Annotated in this window: 15 protein-coding genes and 1 tRNA gene; 6 read left to right on the top strand and 10 right to left on the bottom strand. The window is 52.2% G+C overall.

What is annotated here, in order from left to right; genetic code table 11:
- Positions 1–33: 33 nt before the first annotated feature.
- From C7E10_RS07020 to C7E10_RS07010, 3 genes are read right to left on the bottom strand one after another with little or no spacing between them, the layout of a single operon-like run.
- Positions 34–1,077, bottom strand: a complete 1,044-nt coding sequence (locus tag C7E10_RS07020; protein ID WP_105326625.1) for a GTPase — start codon at positions 1,075–1,077, stop codon at positions 34–36.
- Positions 1,074–2,132, bottom strand: coding sequence for a GTPase domain-containing protein (locus C7E10_RS07015; protein ID WP_105326624.1), 1,059 nt, complete (start codon positions 2,130–2,132; stop codon positions 1,074–1,076). Before C7E10_RS07015 ends, C7E10_RS07020 begins: the two co-directional genes overlap by 4 nt.
- 48 nt (positions 2,133–2,180) lie before the next feature.
- Positions 2,181–3,125 carry an asparaginase gene (locus C7E10_RS07010; RefSeq protein WP_105326623.1) on the bottom strand — a complete coding sequence of 315 codons (945 nt, stop codon included), beginning with the start codon at positions 3,123–3,125 and terminating at the stop codon, positions 2,181–2,183.
- A gap of 282 nt (positions 3,126–3,407) precedes the next feature.
- On the opposite strand from C7E10_RS07010, the gene C7E10_RS07005 reads away from it, so the two are divergent.
- Positions 3,408–4,646, top strand: a complete 1,239-nt coding sequence (locus C7E10_RS07005) for a M48 family metallopeptidase (RefSeq protein WP_105326622.1) — start codon at positions 3,408–3,410, stop codon at positions 4,644–4,646.
- Positions 4,647–4,704: 58 nt separating this feature from the next.
- Here the strand turns inward: C7E10_RS07005 and C7E10_RS07000 are convergent, their stop codons facing one another.
- The 7 genes from C7E10_RS07000 to C7E10_RS06970 form a co-directional block, all read right to left on the bottom strand.
- Positions 4,705–6,036, bottom strand: a complete 1,332-nt coding sequence (locus C7E10_RS07000; RefSeq protein WP_105326621.1) for a uracil-xanthine permease family protein — start codon at positions 6,034–6,036, stop codon at positions 4,705–4,707.
- A 15-nt stretch (positions 6,037–6,051) separates the two neighbouring features.
- Complete coding sequence (locus C7E10_RS06995) at positions 6,052–6,636, bottom strand: xanthine phosphoribosyltransferase (RefSeq protein WP_105326620.1); 585 nt, start codon at positions 6,634–6,636, stop codon at positions 6,052–6,054.
- Positions 6,637–6,787: 151 nt separating this feature from the next.
- Positions 6,788–6,861, bottom strand: a tRNA-Gly gene (locus C7E10_RS06990).
- A gap of 89 nt (positions 6,862–6,950) precedes the next feature.
- The gene (locus C7E10_RS06985; RefSeq protein WP_105326619.1) at positions 6,951–7,490 is read right to left on the bottom strand and encodes a chromate transporter; all 540 of its coding nucleotides are present in this window, start codon (positions 7,488–7,490) and stop codon (positions 6,951–6,953) included.
- Positions 7,491–7,538: 48 nt separating this feature from the next.
- Complete coding sequence (locus C7E10_RS06980; protein ID WP_105326618.1) at positions 7,539–8,912, bottom strand: MATE family efflux transporter; 1,374 nt, start codon at positions 8,910–8,912, stop codon at positions 7,539–7,541.
- Between the two features lie 141 nt (positions 8,913–9,053).
- Positions 9,054–9,782 (bottom strand): gamma-glutamyl-gamma-aminobutyrate hydrolase family protein, encoded by a 729-nt coding sequence (locus C7E10_RS06975; RefSeq protein ID WP_105326617.1) that lies wholly within the window; start codon positions 9,780–9,782, stop codon positions 9,054–9,056.
- Between the two features lie 103 nt (positions 9,783–9,885).
- The gene (locus C7E10_RS06970; protein WP_105326616.1) at positions 9,886–10,341 is read right to left on the bottom strand and encodes a MarR family winged helix-turn-helix transcriptional regulator; all 456 of its coding nucleotides are present in this window, start codon (positions 10,339–10,341) and stop codon (positions 9,886–9,888) included.
- A gap of 434 nt (positions 10,342–10,775) precedes the next feature.
- Here C7E10_RS06970 and dnaA point away from each other — a divergent pair, with 434 nt between their 5' ends.
- The 5 genes from dnaA (at position 10,776) to remB (ending at position 15,616) form a co-directional block, all read left to right on the top strand.
- Entirely contained in the window at positions 10,776–12,170 is a 1,395-nt protein-coding gene (dnaA, locus tag C7E10_RS06965; protein ID WP_105326615.1) for a chromosomal replication initiator protein DnaA, read from the top strand.
- A 244-nt stretch (positions 12,171–12,414) separates the two neighbouring features.
- Positions 12,415–13,542, top strand: coding sequence for a DNA polymerase III subunit beta (gene dnaN / locus C7E10_RS06960; RefSeq protein ID WP_105326614.1), 1,128 nt, complete (start codon positions 12,415–12,417; stop codon positions 13,540–13,542).
- Positions 13,542–14,690, top strand: a complete 1,149-nt coding sequence (gene recF / locus C7E10_RS06955) for a DNA replication/repair protein RecF (protein WP_105326613.1) — start codon at positions 13,542–13,544, stop codon at positions 14,688–14,690. The genes dnaN and recF overlap by 1 nt, the downstream gene beginning before the upstream one ends.
- Entirely contained in the window at positions 14,677–15,411 is a 735-nt protein-coding gene (locus C7E10_RS06950; protein WP_105326612.1) for a DciA family protein, read from the top strand. The genes recF and C7E10_RS06950 overlap by 14 nt, the downstream gene beginning before the upstream one ends.
- Positions 15,389–15,616: an extracellular matrix regulator RemB gene (remB, locus tag C7E10_RS06945; RefSeq protein ID WP_105326611.1), complete on the top strand. Its 228-nt coding sequence runs from the start codon at positions 15,389–15,391 to the stop codon at positions 15,614–15,616. The genes C7E10_RS06950 and remB overlap by 23 nt, the downstream gene beginning before the upstream one ends.
- Positions 15,617–15,628 lie beyond the last annotated feature (12 nt).

The following is a 15,628-nucleotide window of genomic DNA, read 5'->3' as shown; positions in this document are numbered from 1 at the left end:
TAGGGCAGCAGGGAGACAGGTTTCTCCCCACTGCTATTTTCTTTTGGCGTGGAGCTCCTCCAAAAGCCGCTCCTGGGCCAATTCGTAGCAGGCCTCGATGTATTCCAGTCCAGATTGGCGCACCAGCTGGTACCCCAAAAGGGCAGAAGCGGCCTGGCCCACCACCGGAACCGCTTTCAGGAAACTCCGGGCCGCAAACCGCTTGCCCAAAAGCTTCATGATCATCTTGATGCCTTCCTTGCTCATACCTCCCAGAATCAGGGCCTTGTGCCGCTTGGACAGACGCCGGCTGGCATGGACCATTTCCGGGGTAATGCCAAAGGCTTCCCTTAGGCAGCCGTAGAGCTGGTACAAAATCACCAGGTCCACCGCCGTATCCACCCCAATAATGGGATTCAGGCCATTATAGGCCGCATAGGTGCAGCTCCGGCGCACATAGGATTCCGCCGCCTGCTTTTTGGCATCCAGTGCCTCCTTAGTTCTAGCCTCGGCTGCTAAAATGTATTTTTCTCTCCGAGCTGCCGGCATTTTCCGGATAATTTGCCGGTTCAGTTCTTCCAGGCCCTGGGGATCATCCCACCGGGAAGAAACAAAAACCAGGTCAAAATCCTGCCGTCCCAGCTGGGCGGCGGTATCCTGCCGGATGGTTGCTTCGCTTTCCTTCAGGGTCCGTCCATCCTCATAAATCAGGTCTTCCTTATTCCGGACAAAAATGCAGGGCTTCTTGTGCTGCTCCAGCAGCCGGAAAAATTCCGTATCCTTTTGGTGGAGCTTGTCCGAAAACACGCACAAAAACAGGTCATACTGGAAGGGCTGAAACTCTTCCAAAAAATGCTGCCAGGGAAAAGCCGGCGTACCGTAGCCCGGCAGGTCGATAAAGGTCACATCCCCGTGCTCCACAAAAAGAGGCTCCCGGGTAGTATCCGTTTCCACCCCCACCGGGGCCGCCTCGTAGCCGCAAATGGCGTTGATCAGGCTGGATTTCCCCGCTCCCGGCTGGCCAAACAGCACAATGGTCACATTTTCCCGGTCCAGTTTTTGAATTTTTTCTTGAATCCGTTCTGCGTCCTTGGTCATGCGTCCCCCATCTGGATTTCGGCTTCCAGCCGCTGCTGGGCATAGCCGTAACACCGTTCGATATAGTTTTGGCCCAGGTAGTACATACTGCCGGCGTTAAAGCCCATCACAGCTGCACCCCCGGCCACAGGAATCAGTTTGGCCGCCTTGCCGGTAGCCTTTTTCCGCAAAAGATAGGTCAGCCCCTTGGTTACCCGCTCGCCGGTAACCCCTTCCGCCAGTTTCTTGACGATCTGGGATTGGGGCCCTTCCGGCAGTACTTCCTTTTCGCTGACGCTGAAGGTATCCCGAATGGTCTTGTACATGGCTTTCAGAATCTGGCTGTCGATAGCCGCATCCATGCCGATTACCGGGTTCAGGCCATTGCCCGCCGCCAGCACCATAAATTTTCGGATGGACTCCTGGGCAATGCGTTTTTTCACATCCAGGGCCACATGGGTGTAGGCCTTGGCATGGCGGCAGAACCGTTCCTTTTGGGCCAGTGGCAGCATTTCTGCAATGGCTTCTTCCAGCCGGGGAATCCCCCGTTCTGCAGCTCCCTTGTTGCGCCGGCAGCTGGTAAAGACCACCCTTTCCCGGGGCCCTACCAGGGAGCGGACATCTTCCGTAATCCGCCGTTCCAGCTCTTCCCGGCTGGCTTTGGGATCATAGAGACCGTCGCATTTGTTCCGGACAAACAGGCAGGTGCGGCCCGTTCGGGCCACCTTCCCAAAGAAATTCACATCCGCCTGATTCAGCTTTCCAGCAAAGACACAGAGAAACAAATCATATTGCAGGGGATTGAAGGTGCTGAAATAGGCATTTTCCGGAAACAGGCTGGTATCATAGCCGGGCAGATCCACATAAATCACGTCCTGGCATTCCACCACCTGCGCCGTCCGGGTAGTATCGGTAGCCTGGCTGACAGCAGCAATTCTCTGGCCAGCCAGTTCGTTGATCAGGGAGCTTTTGCCGGCTCCGGGCTGCCCAAACAGGCAGATCTTGATCTTCTGGTTCCGTTCCCGCTGCCAGGCAGCCAGAAACTGTGCCGCCAATTGTTTATAATCCATTGCCATATGCATTCCTCCCTATTTCCCGTCTGATTGTTTCCGGAGCCTTGCGCCTTATTCCTCTTCTTCCGGCTGGTTGGCCAGGGACCACATGAGTTTGGTCACGGCTGCTTCCAGGGTCATGGGACCGCCGGATTTGACCCCTGCCTGGGCGGCCAAAATCCCCATGGGATACAGGGACAGGTCCACCCCGTCAAACAGGCACTGGCTGACGCAGACAATTTTCACGCCCTGTTTTACCGCCCGGCGGATGGCCGGCAGCAGGTTATGGTGTTTGGTATCCACACCCCCGGCCCCGTAGCATTCCAGCACCAGGCCCTTGTAGCCCCGCATTACCGCATAATCGATGATTTCCGGCTCCAGGCCCGGGGTAACCGTAATGGCCATTACCTTGGGCTCCACTTTTTCTTCCACCCGGAAGCCGCCGTAGTTTTCCCGGCTGGGCAGGTTCTTTTTGACCCCTTCCTTGCCAAAATACAGTACCGGCGCTTCATTGACACTTTCAAAAGCGTTCAAATTCCGGGTAAAGATTTTCTTGGCACATTCCCCTTTGATTACCTTGTTGCCAAAGGCAATGAATACCCCGGGCAGGCCGCTGGCGGCCACCGAAAAGGCCAGTTCCAGGTTGCTGCGGGCATCGCTGTTGGTCAGGCTCAGGGGAATCTGGGAACCGGTAAGCACCACCGGCTTGCCCAGGTGGATCAGCATCCAGTTCAGGGCACTGGCCGTATAGGCCATGGTATCCGTACCGTGGGTCATGACAAAAGCATCGTAATCACTGTAGTTGTCCCCAATAAGCCGGGCCCAGGCACTCCAGTTGGAGGGCTCCAGATTGCTGCTGTCTAACAGGGTCAGGTCTTTTACCGTAATATCCCCCAGGGTACGCAGTTCTGGTACGGCCTTCAATAGATCGGCACCCTTTAATTTGGGCTCCAGCCCGTCATCGGTCACCTCACAGGAAATGGTACCGCCGGTGGTCAGAAACAATATCTTTTTCATGTAATAAGGACTCCTCAATCAGTTAATAAATTATACAACTAAGCACTATAAATTATAGCATATTTTGGGATTTTGTATTATCATGAAGATAACACCTGGCCATGCTCCGGGAAAGGCTTCCCGGCAGGGCGCTCCAGTCGGGAAATTAACTGAAATTTTCGGCTGCTGTCCCTGGCATTTGACAGGCAGAGCCCCAGGTCCTTGACCCAGGCTCCAGACCCAGTAAGGTATTCCTGTAGTTTCTGCAGCGGGCTTAGCCCGCATCAGGTAAAGGAGGTTCCTATGGTTACCCGTAAAAAGAATCTGACGAAAAAATTATCCCTTGCCCTGTCCAGCACCCTGCTGGCTTCGGCCCTATATACCCTGCCCCCAGCTCCCCCGGCGGAAGCCTTCAGCATCGGCAACGCCATTGGAGCAGTGATTGGGGTTTCCGCCCAATATGCTGCCCTGAACAAACAGGTAAACTACCTGGACGGAGAAGGCCGTGACAAGTATATGTCCGCCGTAAAGGAAAAAGAAGGGGTCAACGAAGACCCGGAAGCCAACGCCATGCTGGACGATGTGATGACCCGGCTTACCGCCGTCATCGCCAAAGAAGATCCCACCCTGGCCAAAAAGCCCTACCACTATTTTGTAAACAACAACAAGAATTTTAACGCCTACTGCACCCTGGGCCACAATGTGTCCGTCAATATCGGGCTGTTTACCACCCTGAACTACAACGAAGATGAAGTGGCCTTCGTCTTGGGGCACGAACTGACCCACGGCCAGCGCAACGACCCGGCCAACGGCGTCAAGAATACCTTCCCCATCAGCCTGCTGGCCGCCGTGGCCGGCAGCCAGAGCAATATGCTCCAGGCCGTAGGCACCCAGGTGCTGGCTAACCTGGGCAGTGCCAAACTGGTGACCATGCCTATGGAAAAGAAAGCCGACGAAGTGGGCTTTACCTACGCCGTAGAAGCCGGCTACAACCCTGGCGGCGGCAGTGCCCTGTGGCAGCGGGTTATCGAAAAAATGGGCACCAGCAAAGAAACCTTCCTGGGGTCCGTCTTCAATCCTTCCGACCACCCGGGGAATATTTCCCGACGGGACAAATATACGGAACGGATGTATGAATACAGCGGCAATAAAGTCAACGTGGACAGCAAGACCGGGGTCATCAGCGTCAACAAAAAGGCCATCGGCACCGTAAAGCCCGGCGGCAGCATGAGCGCCCTGGAACGGGGCTATCTGGTAGCCGGCAACCTGGCCCGGGTTTACCACGATGAACCCAACTCCACCCTGACCGCCTATGCGGATTACAATGCCCTGTACTTTGGCGGCCGCCGGATTATGGGCCTGGAATACGGAGATGACGGTGCAGCCTGGGCTGCCAACCTGAATGCTGCCCAGAAGCCAGCCGCGGAAATCAAGAAAGAAGCGGAAAAGAAAGCGGCAGAAGAAAAAAAGAAAACTACCAGCACCACAACCCAGAAGAAAACCTTCAAGGAACGGCTGGCTGAATACCAAAAGACCAAATAAACTGCAAAAAAATGGTGGCGAGGAACTCCTCACCACCATTTTTTTCGTTGAGCTGCAATTAGCGAATTTCCATATCATCCGGCAGGATGAAGTTCAGCAGCGCGGCCACTACGAAAACCACAGCCACGCAGTTTTCCGCAAACACGCTCTTGAACAGATCCGGGAACACCCGGAAGATGGCCGGGTTTTGGGTAAAGCCCAAGCCGATGGACAGGGACAGGGCCGCAATAATCATATTCCGCTGGTTATAGCCGCAGTCTCCCAGCATCCGTACGCCGCTGACCACAATGGAGCCGAACATCATCAGGGTGCAGCCCCCCAGCACCGCTTCCGGCAGGGAAGCCAGGATAACCCCCAAAGCCGGGAACAGGCCGGCCAAAATCATGATGGCAGCACCGCTGGCCACAGCTTTCCGGTTCACCACGTGGGTCATGGCGATCAGCCCTACGTTCTGGCTAAAGGACGTAATGGGCAGGCAGCCAAACAGGGCGGACAAGCTGCTGATATAGCCATCTACGCCGATGGACCCTTCAATTTCCTTATCCGTAGCATTCCGGCCAAAGCCCATAACCGTCAGGGCGGAAGTATCCCCCAGGGTTTCCGTGGCGGAAACCAGGAAAATCAGGAAAACAGAGAAAATGGCATCCGGGTGGAACTCCAGGGCGTAGGGCATGGGATGGGGCAGGGAAAACAGACCGGCCGTAGCAATTCGGGACAGGTCCACCATGCCGTAGAAGTAAGCTGCAATGTAGCCCACCACCAGGCCAAACAGTACGGACAGCTGCTTCATAAAGGATTTGGCCTTAATGTTGAAAATCAGGCAGGATAACAGGGTAATGGTCCCCACAATCAGGTATTTGGCATCCCCAAAATTGGGATTGCCGAAGCCGCCCCCAAAGGAGTTGGCCCCAATGCCCAAAAGGGAAAAACCGATAGCCGTTACCACACTGGCGGAAACAATGGGCGGAATAAAGCGCCGCCACCAGCGGGCAATCATCCCCAGGGACCCTTCCAAAATACCGCCCACAAGGGCAGCTCCCAAAATAGCCCCGTAGCCATATTTGGCCCCGATGACGCAAAAAGTGGAAACAAAGGTAAAACTGATTCCCATAATCACCGGCAGCCGGCTGCCCAAAGGGCCAATCGGGAACATCTGAAGCAGGGAACCAATACCAGCCATGATCATGGCGGCCTGTACCAGGGCCCCTACCTGCTCCGGCGGCATTTTCACCACCCCAGTAACAATCAAGATGGGAGCAATATTCGAAACGAACATGGCCAGCACATGCTGCATACCAAAAGGAACCGCTTTTTTCAGCGTAATGTTTCCCTCAAAATCGTAAATAGGATCTTTCAGCTCCTGGGCCGCAGCCCCTTTTTCTTCTGCCATGATTCTGGCTCCTCCTTAGCGAAATACGATGCTGCCGCTTTCAGCATCCATCTTTTCAATAATGGCCAGGCTCTTTACATCGTAGCCTTTTTTCCGCAGGGCGTCGCCGCCGCCTTGGAAGCCTTTTTCAATAGCAATCCCCACGCCTTCCACTTCGGCCCCAGCCTGGTGCACCAGGTCGATGAGCCCTTCCACCGCACAGCCATTGGCAAGAAAGTCGTCGATAATCAGCACATGATCCCCGGCGTTCAGGTATTTTTTGGAAACAACCACGTGGTTTACCTTGTTATGGGTAAAGGATTTGATTTCCGTTGCGTAGACATCCTTATCCATGTTGCTGCCTGCGGATTTTTTCGCAAAAACCACCGGCACCCGAAAATGGACAGCCGTCAGGCAGGCAATGCCAATGCCCGAAGCTTCAATGGTCAGAATTTTGTTGATGGGGCGGTTCTTGAACAGCTCATAGAACTGCTCCCCCAGCTTGCTGATAAAGGGTACGTCAATCTGGTGGTTCAAAAAGCTATCCACCTTCAGCACATCCCCGCTTTTGATAATGCCATCCGCCAAAATCTTTTTCTGCAGTAAATTGTATTCCGCCACGGTTTTTCCTCCTGTACAACATGGTCTTGCTCAAGGTATTTATGTATAAAAACTTACAACTTTGAAGAGATATTATATCATAAAAATTGCCCCTGCACAGCTATTTTCCTAACAAAAAAGAAGGCATTGCCAATGCAATGCCTTCCAAAGTTGGAGCGGACAAGGGGAATCGAACCCCCCTCTAAAGCTTGGGAAGCTTTCATTCTACCAATGAACTATGTCCGCATAAGATACAAAATATTTTAGCAAGCCCGCCGCCATTTGTAAAGAGAAAAGAAATAGAAAACGACAATTTTCTTTTTTATGAGTCAGTTTTATAGCTTTCCTTTAATTTTCTTAGCCACAAGTCCAATAACACCAGCCGCCACCACCAACGTAGCAGGAGATAAATCCGTCAGGGAATTGACGAAAAAGACCAGGAGAAACAGGGCCACGGTCAGCTTGTCCACCAGGGCAGAGCCCGCCAGCTTAAAAACCGCGTTAAAAATCAAAACACAGACGCAGATTCGGATTCCCGCAAAAGCATCCTTCACTACCAAAAGTTCCGAAAAATTGGTAAGAAAAGAAGCAATCAAGGTAATAATCACCAGGGACGGAAATACTACCCCCAGGGTAGCCACAATCCCGCCAATATTCCCCCGGCGCTCGGTCCCGATAAAGGTGGCCACGTTTACTGCAATAATTCCCGGGGTACACTGGCCTACGGCATAATAATCCGTCAGCTGGCCTTCCGTAGCCCAATGGCGCTTTTCTACGATTTCCGTCTGCAAAATAGGCAGCATGGCCATGCCTCCCCCAAAGGTGACACCGCCAATTTTGGCAAATACCCTAAAGAGTTCCCAAAGAGACGTCATGGACAGCACTTCCTTTCTTCCTGCTGTCCTTATTATACAGCAAAGTCTTTAGTTTTCGGGCAAAGCAGCCGTGGTTTTTTTGTTCTTTTCCGCCTTGGCCCCGGCAAAATGCTTCCAAAAGTAGCACAGGTTGATGAAAATCCCAAAAACCGTAGCCAAAGGCGCAGCCAGGCCAATCTGAGTCAGGCTGGGATTGGGACGGATACTCATGAAATAGGAAACCGGCACCCGGACCAGACAGGTCTGGGCAATCCCCTGGAACATGACAAAAGCCGTTTTCTCGTGGCCATTGTAATAGCCGATGAAACTGAATAGAAATGCCGTTACCACCGTTTCCGGCATAAAGCCCTTCAGATATTCAAAGGCCCGGGCAATCACCCGGGGGTCTTCCGTAAAGAGGCTGGCCAAAAAATCCCCCCGGAAAAACACGAAAGTACCCACAATGACCCCAATTCCGGCGCCCAGCGCCATCCCCGTTTTCATGGCCAGTTTGGCCCGGTCTTCCTTGCCAGCCCCCACGTTCTGGGCCACAAAGGAAGACATGGACTGCTCCAGGGCTCCGGGAATCAGCATAATGAACCCTACCAGCTTGTTGGCAACCCCATACCCGGAAGAGGCTTCCAGTCCCAGCCGGTTGATAAAGGCCACAATGGCCATAAAGGAAAGCTGGGTCAGCAGCTCCTGGAAAGCAATGGGCGTACCAATCCTTGAAAAATTAGGTACTTCACTATTAAAGTGGATTGATTTCCAGCTAAATTTGTAGGGCCAATGCTTCAGATGGGCGATGTACAGGGCTGCCAGCACACTGATGAACTGGGCCAGCACCGTGGCAAGGGCCGCCCCGGCAGCATTGAGCCCCAGCCCGGCCACCAGGGCAAGATCCCCCACGATATTCACCAGACAGGCAATGGTCACAAAAATCAGCGGCGACCGGCTGTCCCCCAGTCCCCGAAAAACAGCACTGAGTACGTTATAAGCCACAATAAAGAAAATACCCCCGCCGCAGATCCGGATGTACAGTACCGTATCCGCAAAAGCTTCCGGCGGTGCCTGCATCAGGGCCGCAATCTGATCCGCGCCCCCCACCAAAAGGACCATCAGCACCACGGCCCACACCGTAAACACAGCAGCAGCCCCGCCCATCACATTGCCAATCCGGGAAAGGTCCTTTTCTCCAATGTACCGGCTGATCAGAACGGTAACCCCCATGGAAAACCCGGCCACAATAAAGGTGATCAGGTTCATTACGTTGCTGCCGGTGGAAACCCCCGACAGACCGGCAGTAGTACCAAACCGGCCCACCACCAGAAGGTCCACAGCCCCGTACATCGCTTGCAGAATCAGGGACCCCAGAATGGGCACCATAAAATGCACCAGTTTCCAGAAGATGCTGCCCTGGGTAAAATCCATTTTTGAATCCATGCTTGTTCCCCTCCAAAAAAAGCAGCGGCCGTTTGCAGGGCCGCATAATGTCCGATATCGGATATTAATTATAGACACAATTTACCCCAATGTCAAAAAAAGCGGAGCTGCCGCAGCAGCTCCGCTTTTCTAACCATCTTTTTATTTGTCTTGGGCTGCCCGGTCCAGGAAGTCAGCAAACAGCTGCTTCATGCCGGCATCGGCCCGCCACATATTTTCCGGATGCCATTGGACGGCCACAATCTGCCAATCCGGCGTTTCCACACATTCAATGACCCCGTCCGGCGCCGTTGCGGTAACCACCAGGCCCTTACCCACTTCCTTGACGGCCTGATGATGCCGGGAGTTTACATAAGCCCGGTCTCCCAGGATATGGTACAGGGCACTGCCCTCTTTGATTTCCACATGATGGGTGGGATAGGAGCCTTCCGCAGCTTGGGAATGACGAATGGTACAGGCAGGATTTTCCGAAGGCAGATCCTGGTACACATTGCCGCCCAAAGCGATATTGATCAGCTGACAGCCCCGGCAAATGCCAAAAATAGGCTTGCCGGCCTTGTAGAAGGCATTAAACAGTTCCAGTTCAAAAACATCCCGTTTGTAGTTGGCCCGCCCTACTTTCCAGGAAGGTTCTTCCCCGAAAAAGGTAGGATCCATATCCGGGCCGCCAGGAATGATCAGCCCATCGAACAAATCTACATAATCTTCCCCTTTGGCACCGGGCACATCGGCCAGCACCATGGGAATGGCCCCCAGCTCGGCAATGACTTCCACCAGATCCCGGGGTGCAAAAGGCGCCTTGACCAAATTGGTTACTTCTGAAGCATACGGATAGGTATCCGCAGTAATGGCAATACGTAATTTAGACATTGTTGTTCCTCCTGCTAAACATATATTTTATAGTGTATTTCTTGTTTGCTGCCGTATTCTCCCTTAATTATAAAAATAGTGGGTCCAAGACGCAACCAAAACTTTATTTTTTCTCAGGAGTCTGCCACAGTCCGTTAAGCTTTTGTTCCAAATATCCTTCGTACCGTCTCAGCACCGTTCTGGCGGCTTCCCATTCTTCCGGCGTGCAGCTCCCCGCCGCCGCTTCTTCCGCTTCTTTCATCCGGGCCACGGTAGCCTGGGCCCGCCGCCTTCCCTGCTCTGTCAGCCGGATCCATTTTTTCCGCTGCTGCCCCTCCTGAAACAATTCCAGGTCCCCCTGAGCCTGCATTTTCAGCAGGGACGAGTTGATGGTCTGCCGGGATTGGAAACAATAACGGGCAATATCCGCCTGGGTCAAAGGCCCCGGCTCCGACAAAAGGGCTCGAAAAATCATCATTTCACTGTCCGTCAGTCCCAAATGAAAAGCTGCCTGGTGGTACAATTCCCGGTTCCAAGCCATCAGCCGGTTTAATTTCCATATCATTTCACTTAATTCCATACCTGCCTCCCAAGACCTGGAACCCCCTGGATTCCGGTACCTTTTCCCATGTTTTTCCCTATTATACAATTCCTTGGCATATTCCGCCACTGGATTATTATTTTGTTAGCTTTGTCTTTTCCGTAAAAACAGAGCCAAAGAGTACCCCCTTTTTTCCCCAATTTTTTTCCACAGAACATCCGTTCGTTTCAAGCCCTGGAAGCCCCAAGTTATGCACTTTTCCCCAAAGTTATCCACACCTGTGGATAACTTTCTGTGTTTAATTTTTTTCTTGTGGAAAAACCCCTAAAATCCTGTAAAATTCGGGGCTTATCCCCGTGGAAAAGCCAACTTTATCCACATGTCCACAAGTTTTTCCACAGGCGTCCTTTCAGGAAAAGCAGTTCATATGGTATAATGATGTTTCCAAAGTATAAAAAAAGGATGGATCGGCAATGAACAATGAAAATCTGCTTCCAGTATGGAAAAATCTCCTGGCTGCAGCAGAAAACAGTCAAAATAGCACAGGAAAAAGTTCGTTTCAGCGGTGGATGAGGCAGGTAAAGCCAGCCTCCCTGACGGACACCACCCTGACCATCGACGTTCCCAACAACTTTACCAAAGATTGGCTGGAAAACCACTTTGTGGAAAGTTTACAGGAAGACCTTTCCATGATCTGCAACAGACCCATGAAATTGGAAGTCCAGGTGGTAGAAGAAAAAAAGGAAGAAGGAAATCTCTTCCCGGATGATGCTCAGGCTGTCCCCCCTGCTCCTGTAAAGGCCCAGTTCCCCAAACCGGCGGCCAAACAGCCCACCCAGGAATTTCAAAGCAACCTTTCTCCCAAATACGTCTTTGAAAACTTCGTCATCGGCAACTCCAACCGGATTGCCCATGCAGCAGCCCTGGCCGTAGCCAACAACCCGGCCAAAGCCTACAACCCCTTTTTCCTCTACAGTGATTCCGGACTGGGCAAGACCCACTTGATGAACGCCATCGGAAACCGGATTCACCAGAATCATCCGGAAATGAAAATTCTTTATACTTCCAGTGAAGTATTTACCAATGAACTGATCGGCGCCATCCAAAGCAACAAAACAGAAGCCTTTCGGAATAAATACAGAAATATCGATGTACTGCTTATCGACGATATCCAATTTCTGCGGAAAAAGGAATCCACCCAGGAAGAATTCTTCCATACCTTCGAAACCCTGTACAAAGCAGAAAAACAGATCATCATCTCCAGCGACCGGAAACCTTCTGAACTGGATACCCTGGAAGAACGGCTGACCAGCCGGTTTGAATGGGGTCTTACAGTAGATATCCAGCATCCTGACCTGGAAACCCGGATGGCTATTTTGCGCAACATGGCCCAAAACGACCATATCGATTTCCCCAATGATGTAATTTTGATGATTGCCAGCAGCATCCAGACCAACATCCGTGAACTGGAAGGCGCCTACACCAAGGTCCGGGCCTTTGCCGACCTGACACACCAGCCCATTGACCTGGAACTGACCCGGAAAGCCTTAAAAGACCTGAATATTACCAGTACGGCCAAAATTATATCCGTAGAAGCCATCCAACAGATGGTAGCGTCTGAATATAAAATCCGCGTAGACGACCTGAAAGCCAAGAAACGGACTCGGAACGTAGTATATCCCCGACAGATTGCCATGTATCTGGCCCGGGAAATGACGGACCTATCCCTGCCCCGGATCGGAGAAAGTTTTGGGGGCCGGGATCACACCACGGTAATCCACGCCTGTGAAAAAATTGCCAAAGAACGGCAGGAAGATGCCATTTTGGACCGGAAAATCAACGATCTCATTGCGGAACTGAAAAAATAAAATAGTTATCCACAAGCTGTGCATAACTTTGTGCATAACTTGTGTAAAAAAGTGTGGACAAGTCGCAAAGCCGCGCCGGATGTGGGTATGTGGATAACGTGAACAGGGTTATCCACAAGGTTTTTAGACCCGGAAAATGGCTTAAAACCTGGATATCCCCCACTTATCCACATACCCACACCCCCTACTACGATGATTACGAATTTTATATATTTCAGCGATATAGAAAAAAGGAGGATCTGCCATGCAGTTTTCATGCCAAAGCAGCCAATTGGCCAAAGCCATTAATATCGTAAAGAAAGCCATTTCATCAAGTCCCAATTCCCCCATTTTCTCGGGGATTCATATGATTCTCCAGGAAAATGTCCTGCAGCTCATTGCCATGGATACCAACTTTTGTATGCGTGATATCCTGCAGGTCAACGGTCTTGAAGCTGGAGAACTGCTGGTTCCTGTAAAGGCCATCGGTGATCTGTTTACCCGTTTTGACAATGATGAAGTAGTTACTTTAAGTCAACAGGAAAATGAAAAAGAGTTAACCATTGAAGCCAGCAAAGCCCATGGGAAATACCATATTCCTTTGATGGACTATGAAGATTATCCTGCACTGCCGGGACTGAAACAGGACCAGGTAATGCATTTAAAGGACGAAATGATTGGCAGTCTGATTTCTTCTACCGTATACGCCTGTTCCACAGATGAACAGCGACCCCTGTATACCGGTGTGTTCTTTGAGAAAAAAGGCAAAACCCTGACTGCCGTAGGAACCAACACCCACCGGCTGGCCATCAAAACGGTGGAACTGGAAGAGGGGGACGACAGCAATTTCTCCATGCTGATTCCTGCCCGGGTACTGAAGGAAATCAGTGCCAATTTAAATGGGGATTTGCCTGGAGATGTGGTGCTGACCCTGGAAAACCGTCAGTTACAGGTAGAAGTAGGGGATTTAACCATTATTTCCAGCCTGATTGAAGGCCGTTTCCCGGATTATACCAAACCCATCCCGCCTTCTTTCAAAAACCGGACCGTCCTGGAACGGACGGAAGTGGAAAAGGCCGTGCAGCGGGTGACCTTATTCTCCCATGATGAATACAGCATTGTGCGCCTGTCCTTGGAAAATGACCGGCTGGTGCTGTCTTCTACGGTCAGCGATCTGGGGCAGGGCCGGGAAGAACTTCCCTGCGTGACCATTGGGGAAGAACTGCCCTTGAATATTGCCTTCAACTCCAAGTACCTGCTGGAGTTCTTTAAAAAATGCGATACGGACCGGGTGGTGCTGGAAACCAACAGTTCCCTGTCTCCGGCCCGGCTCACTCCGGAAAATGATGAAAGCTATACCTACATTGTTACGCCGGTACGGGTAATTTTCTAATGAGAGTGGAGCGTCTGCGCCTGCACCATTTTCGCAATTATGATCACGTAAACCTTCCCCTGCATCATGACGTGACCGTATTTTACGGAAATAATGCCCAGGGAAAAACCAATCTGCTGGAGGGCATCTATTACGGTGCCCGGGGATTTTCGTTCCGTACCCGGCATGAGGAGGAGCTTCCCAGCTTTGGCGCAGAAGAATGGGCAGCAGAAGTCACGTACCGTGACCGGTTCGGGGAAAATACCCTGCTGGTGAAACGGTACCATGAACGGGGGAAACTGAAAAAAGAAAACCTGTTAAATGGGACGCCTGTGACCCCGAAGGAGCAGTACGGCCAACTGAATCTGGTGCTTTTCACCCCGGATGACCTGCTGTTGGTCAAGGGAGATCCGTCCTTGCGCCGAAAATTTCTAGATATGGAAATTGCCCAGATCAGTCCGGTATACTACGACCTTTTGAGCAAGTACAACCGAGTCCTGCAGCAGCGGAACAAATTTTTGAAGCAGTGCCGGGAAGCGGAAAAGTTGGACGAAGCCCAGCTTTCTGTTTGGGATGTAGCCCTTTCCCAGCTGGCGGCAGGAATTTTGGATTTTCGTTTGCAGGCTTTGGGGGGGATTGTTCAGGCTGCCCAACGGGTTTATGACGGAATTACAGGGACAACCGGTGCGCTGTCCCTTTCCTATGTGCAGAAACGGGGCCAGGGAGAAGCAGTGCTGACGGAGCGGGGAGACCGGTCCCAGTGGGAGGCCCTGTACCAGGAGGAGCTGAAGGCTCGGCACCGGCTGGACTATGTCCGGGGCTACACCAGCGTGGGGCCTCACCGGGACGACCTGGAAATTCTCCACGCAGGACGGGCGCTGAGAACCTATGGGTCCCAGGGCCAGCAGCGGACCGCCGCTTTGGCGCTGAAGCTGTCGGAACTGGAATTTATCAAGGCCGTGCGCAGCGAATATCCAGTGCTGCTGTTAGATGATGTACTTAGTGAACTGGACAGCAGCCGTCGGGAAAAGCTGCTGGGCTTTATCAGCGGCACGGTCCAGACCCTTTTGACGGTGAACGACCGGGCCTTGGCTCCGGCCAGCGGAGATTGGGCTGCCTACGCAGTGGAAAACGGCAGCCTGCAGGAGGACGGTCATGAAGGATGCTGAGCTGCTGGTGTTGAAGGTGCTGAAAAGCAAGGATGCCAAGCAGAAATATATCATGTACCATTTGCGGACCCATTGGGCCGATATCATCGGCCATACGGCGGCCAACCATTCCCAGCCCTACCGGCTGGAAAATGGGGTATTGTACCTGCATACGGATAACCCGGCCTGGTCCCACAATCTGATGATGATGCAGGGCCAGCTGCTGGGGAAAATCAACCAGAGCCTGCCCGGGTATCGCCCTGGCCGGCACCGGATCATCCGGGAGCTGAAGTTTTACCATGGCATTCTGGATGAGCCGGCAGCCCCCAAACTGGATGACCAGGGACCCTTTATTCCCAAGGTGGACCCCAACCGGCGCTGTCCGGTGTGCGGCGTGCCGCTGATTGGGGATGAGGAAATCTGCGCCACCTGTGCCCGGAAACAACTGGCTGAAAAACGGCGGGAAATCCGCCGGGCCCTGGAGAAAAGTCCCTGGCTGCGCTGGGAAGATTGCCGAGAAACGCTAAATTGTGATAGAATAACATTTACTGACGTTAAAGCCGTTCTGGAAGAATGGGCCATGAATGAGGCCCTGAAACCTGATGCCACGGACCTGGAAAAAGCCTTTGCGGTAATGCTGGACCGGGGACTGACACCGGATAAATTGAATCCAGAACTGGTGGAACGCATTTTGTCGAGAGCAAAAAGGAGTCGGTTTTATGTACCTGCACGTGGGAAATAACTACGTTGTCCGCAATGATGAAATCATTGGGATTTTTGATATCCGGAACAAACGGACCAATCTGTACCGCTTCTTCCTGAAGCCCAAGATTGAGGCCCACCAGGTCATTGACCTGACGGAGGAATTTCCTCCCTCCAGCTGTGTGGTTACCGTGGATAAGATTATCCTGTCCGGTATTTCCAGCAAAACATTGCAAAGACGATAAGCAGAATTCGGG

The organism is Acidaminococcus hominis, assembly GCF_900291475.1.
GTDB classification, from domain to species: domain Bacteria; phylum Bacillota; class Negativicutes; order Acidaminococcales; family Acidaminococcaceae; genus Acidaminococcus; species Acidaminococcus hominis.
Note: the sequence above shows the minus strand (reverse complement) of the source record. Positions and strands in the feature narration are given on the sequence as shown.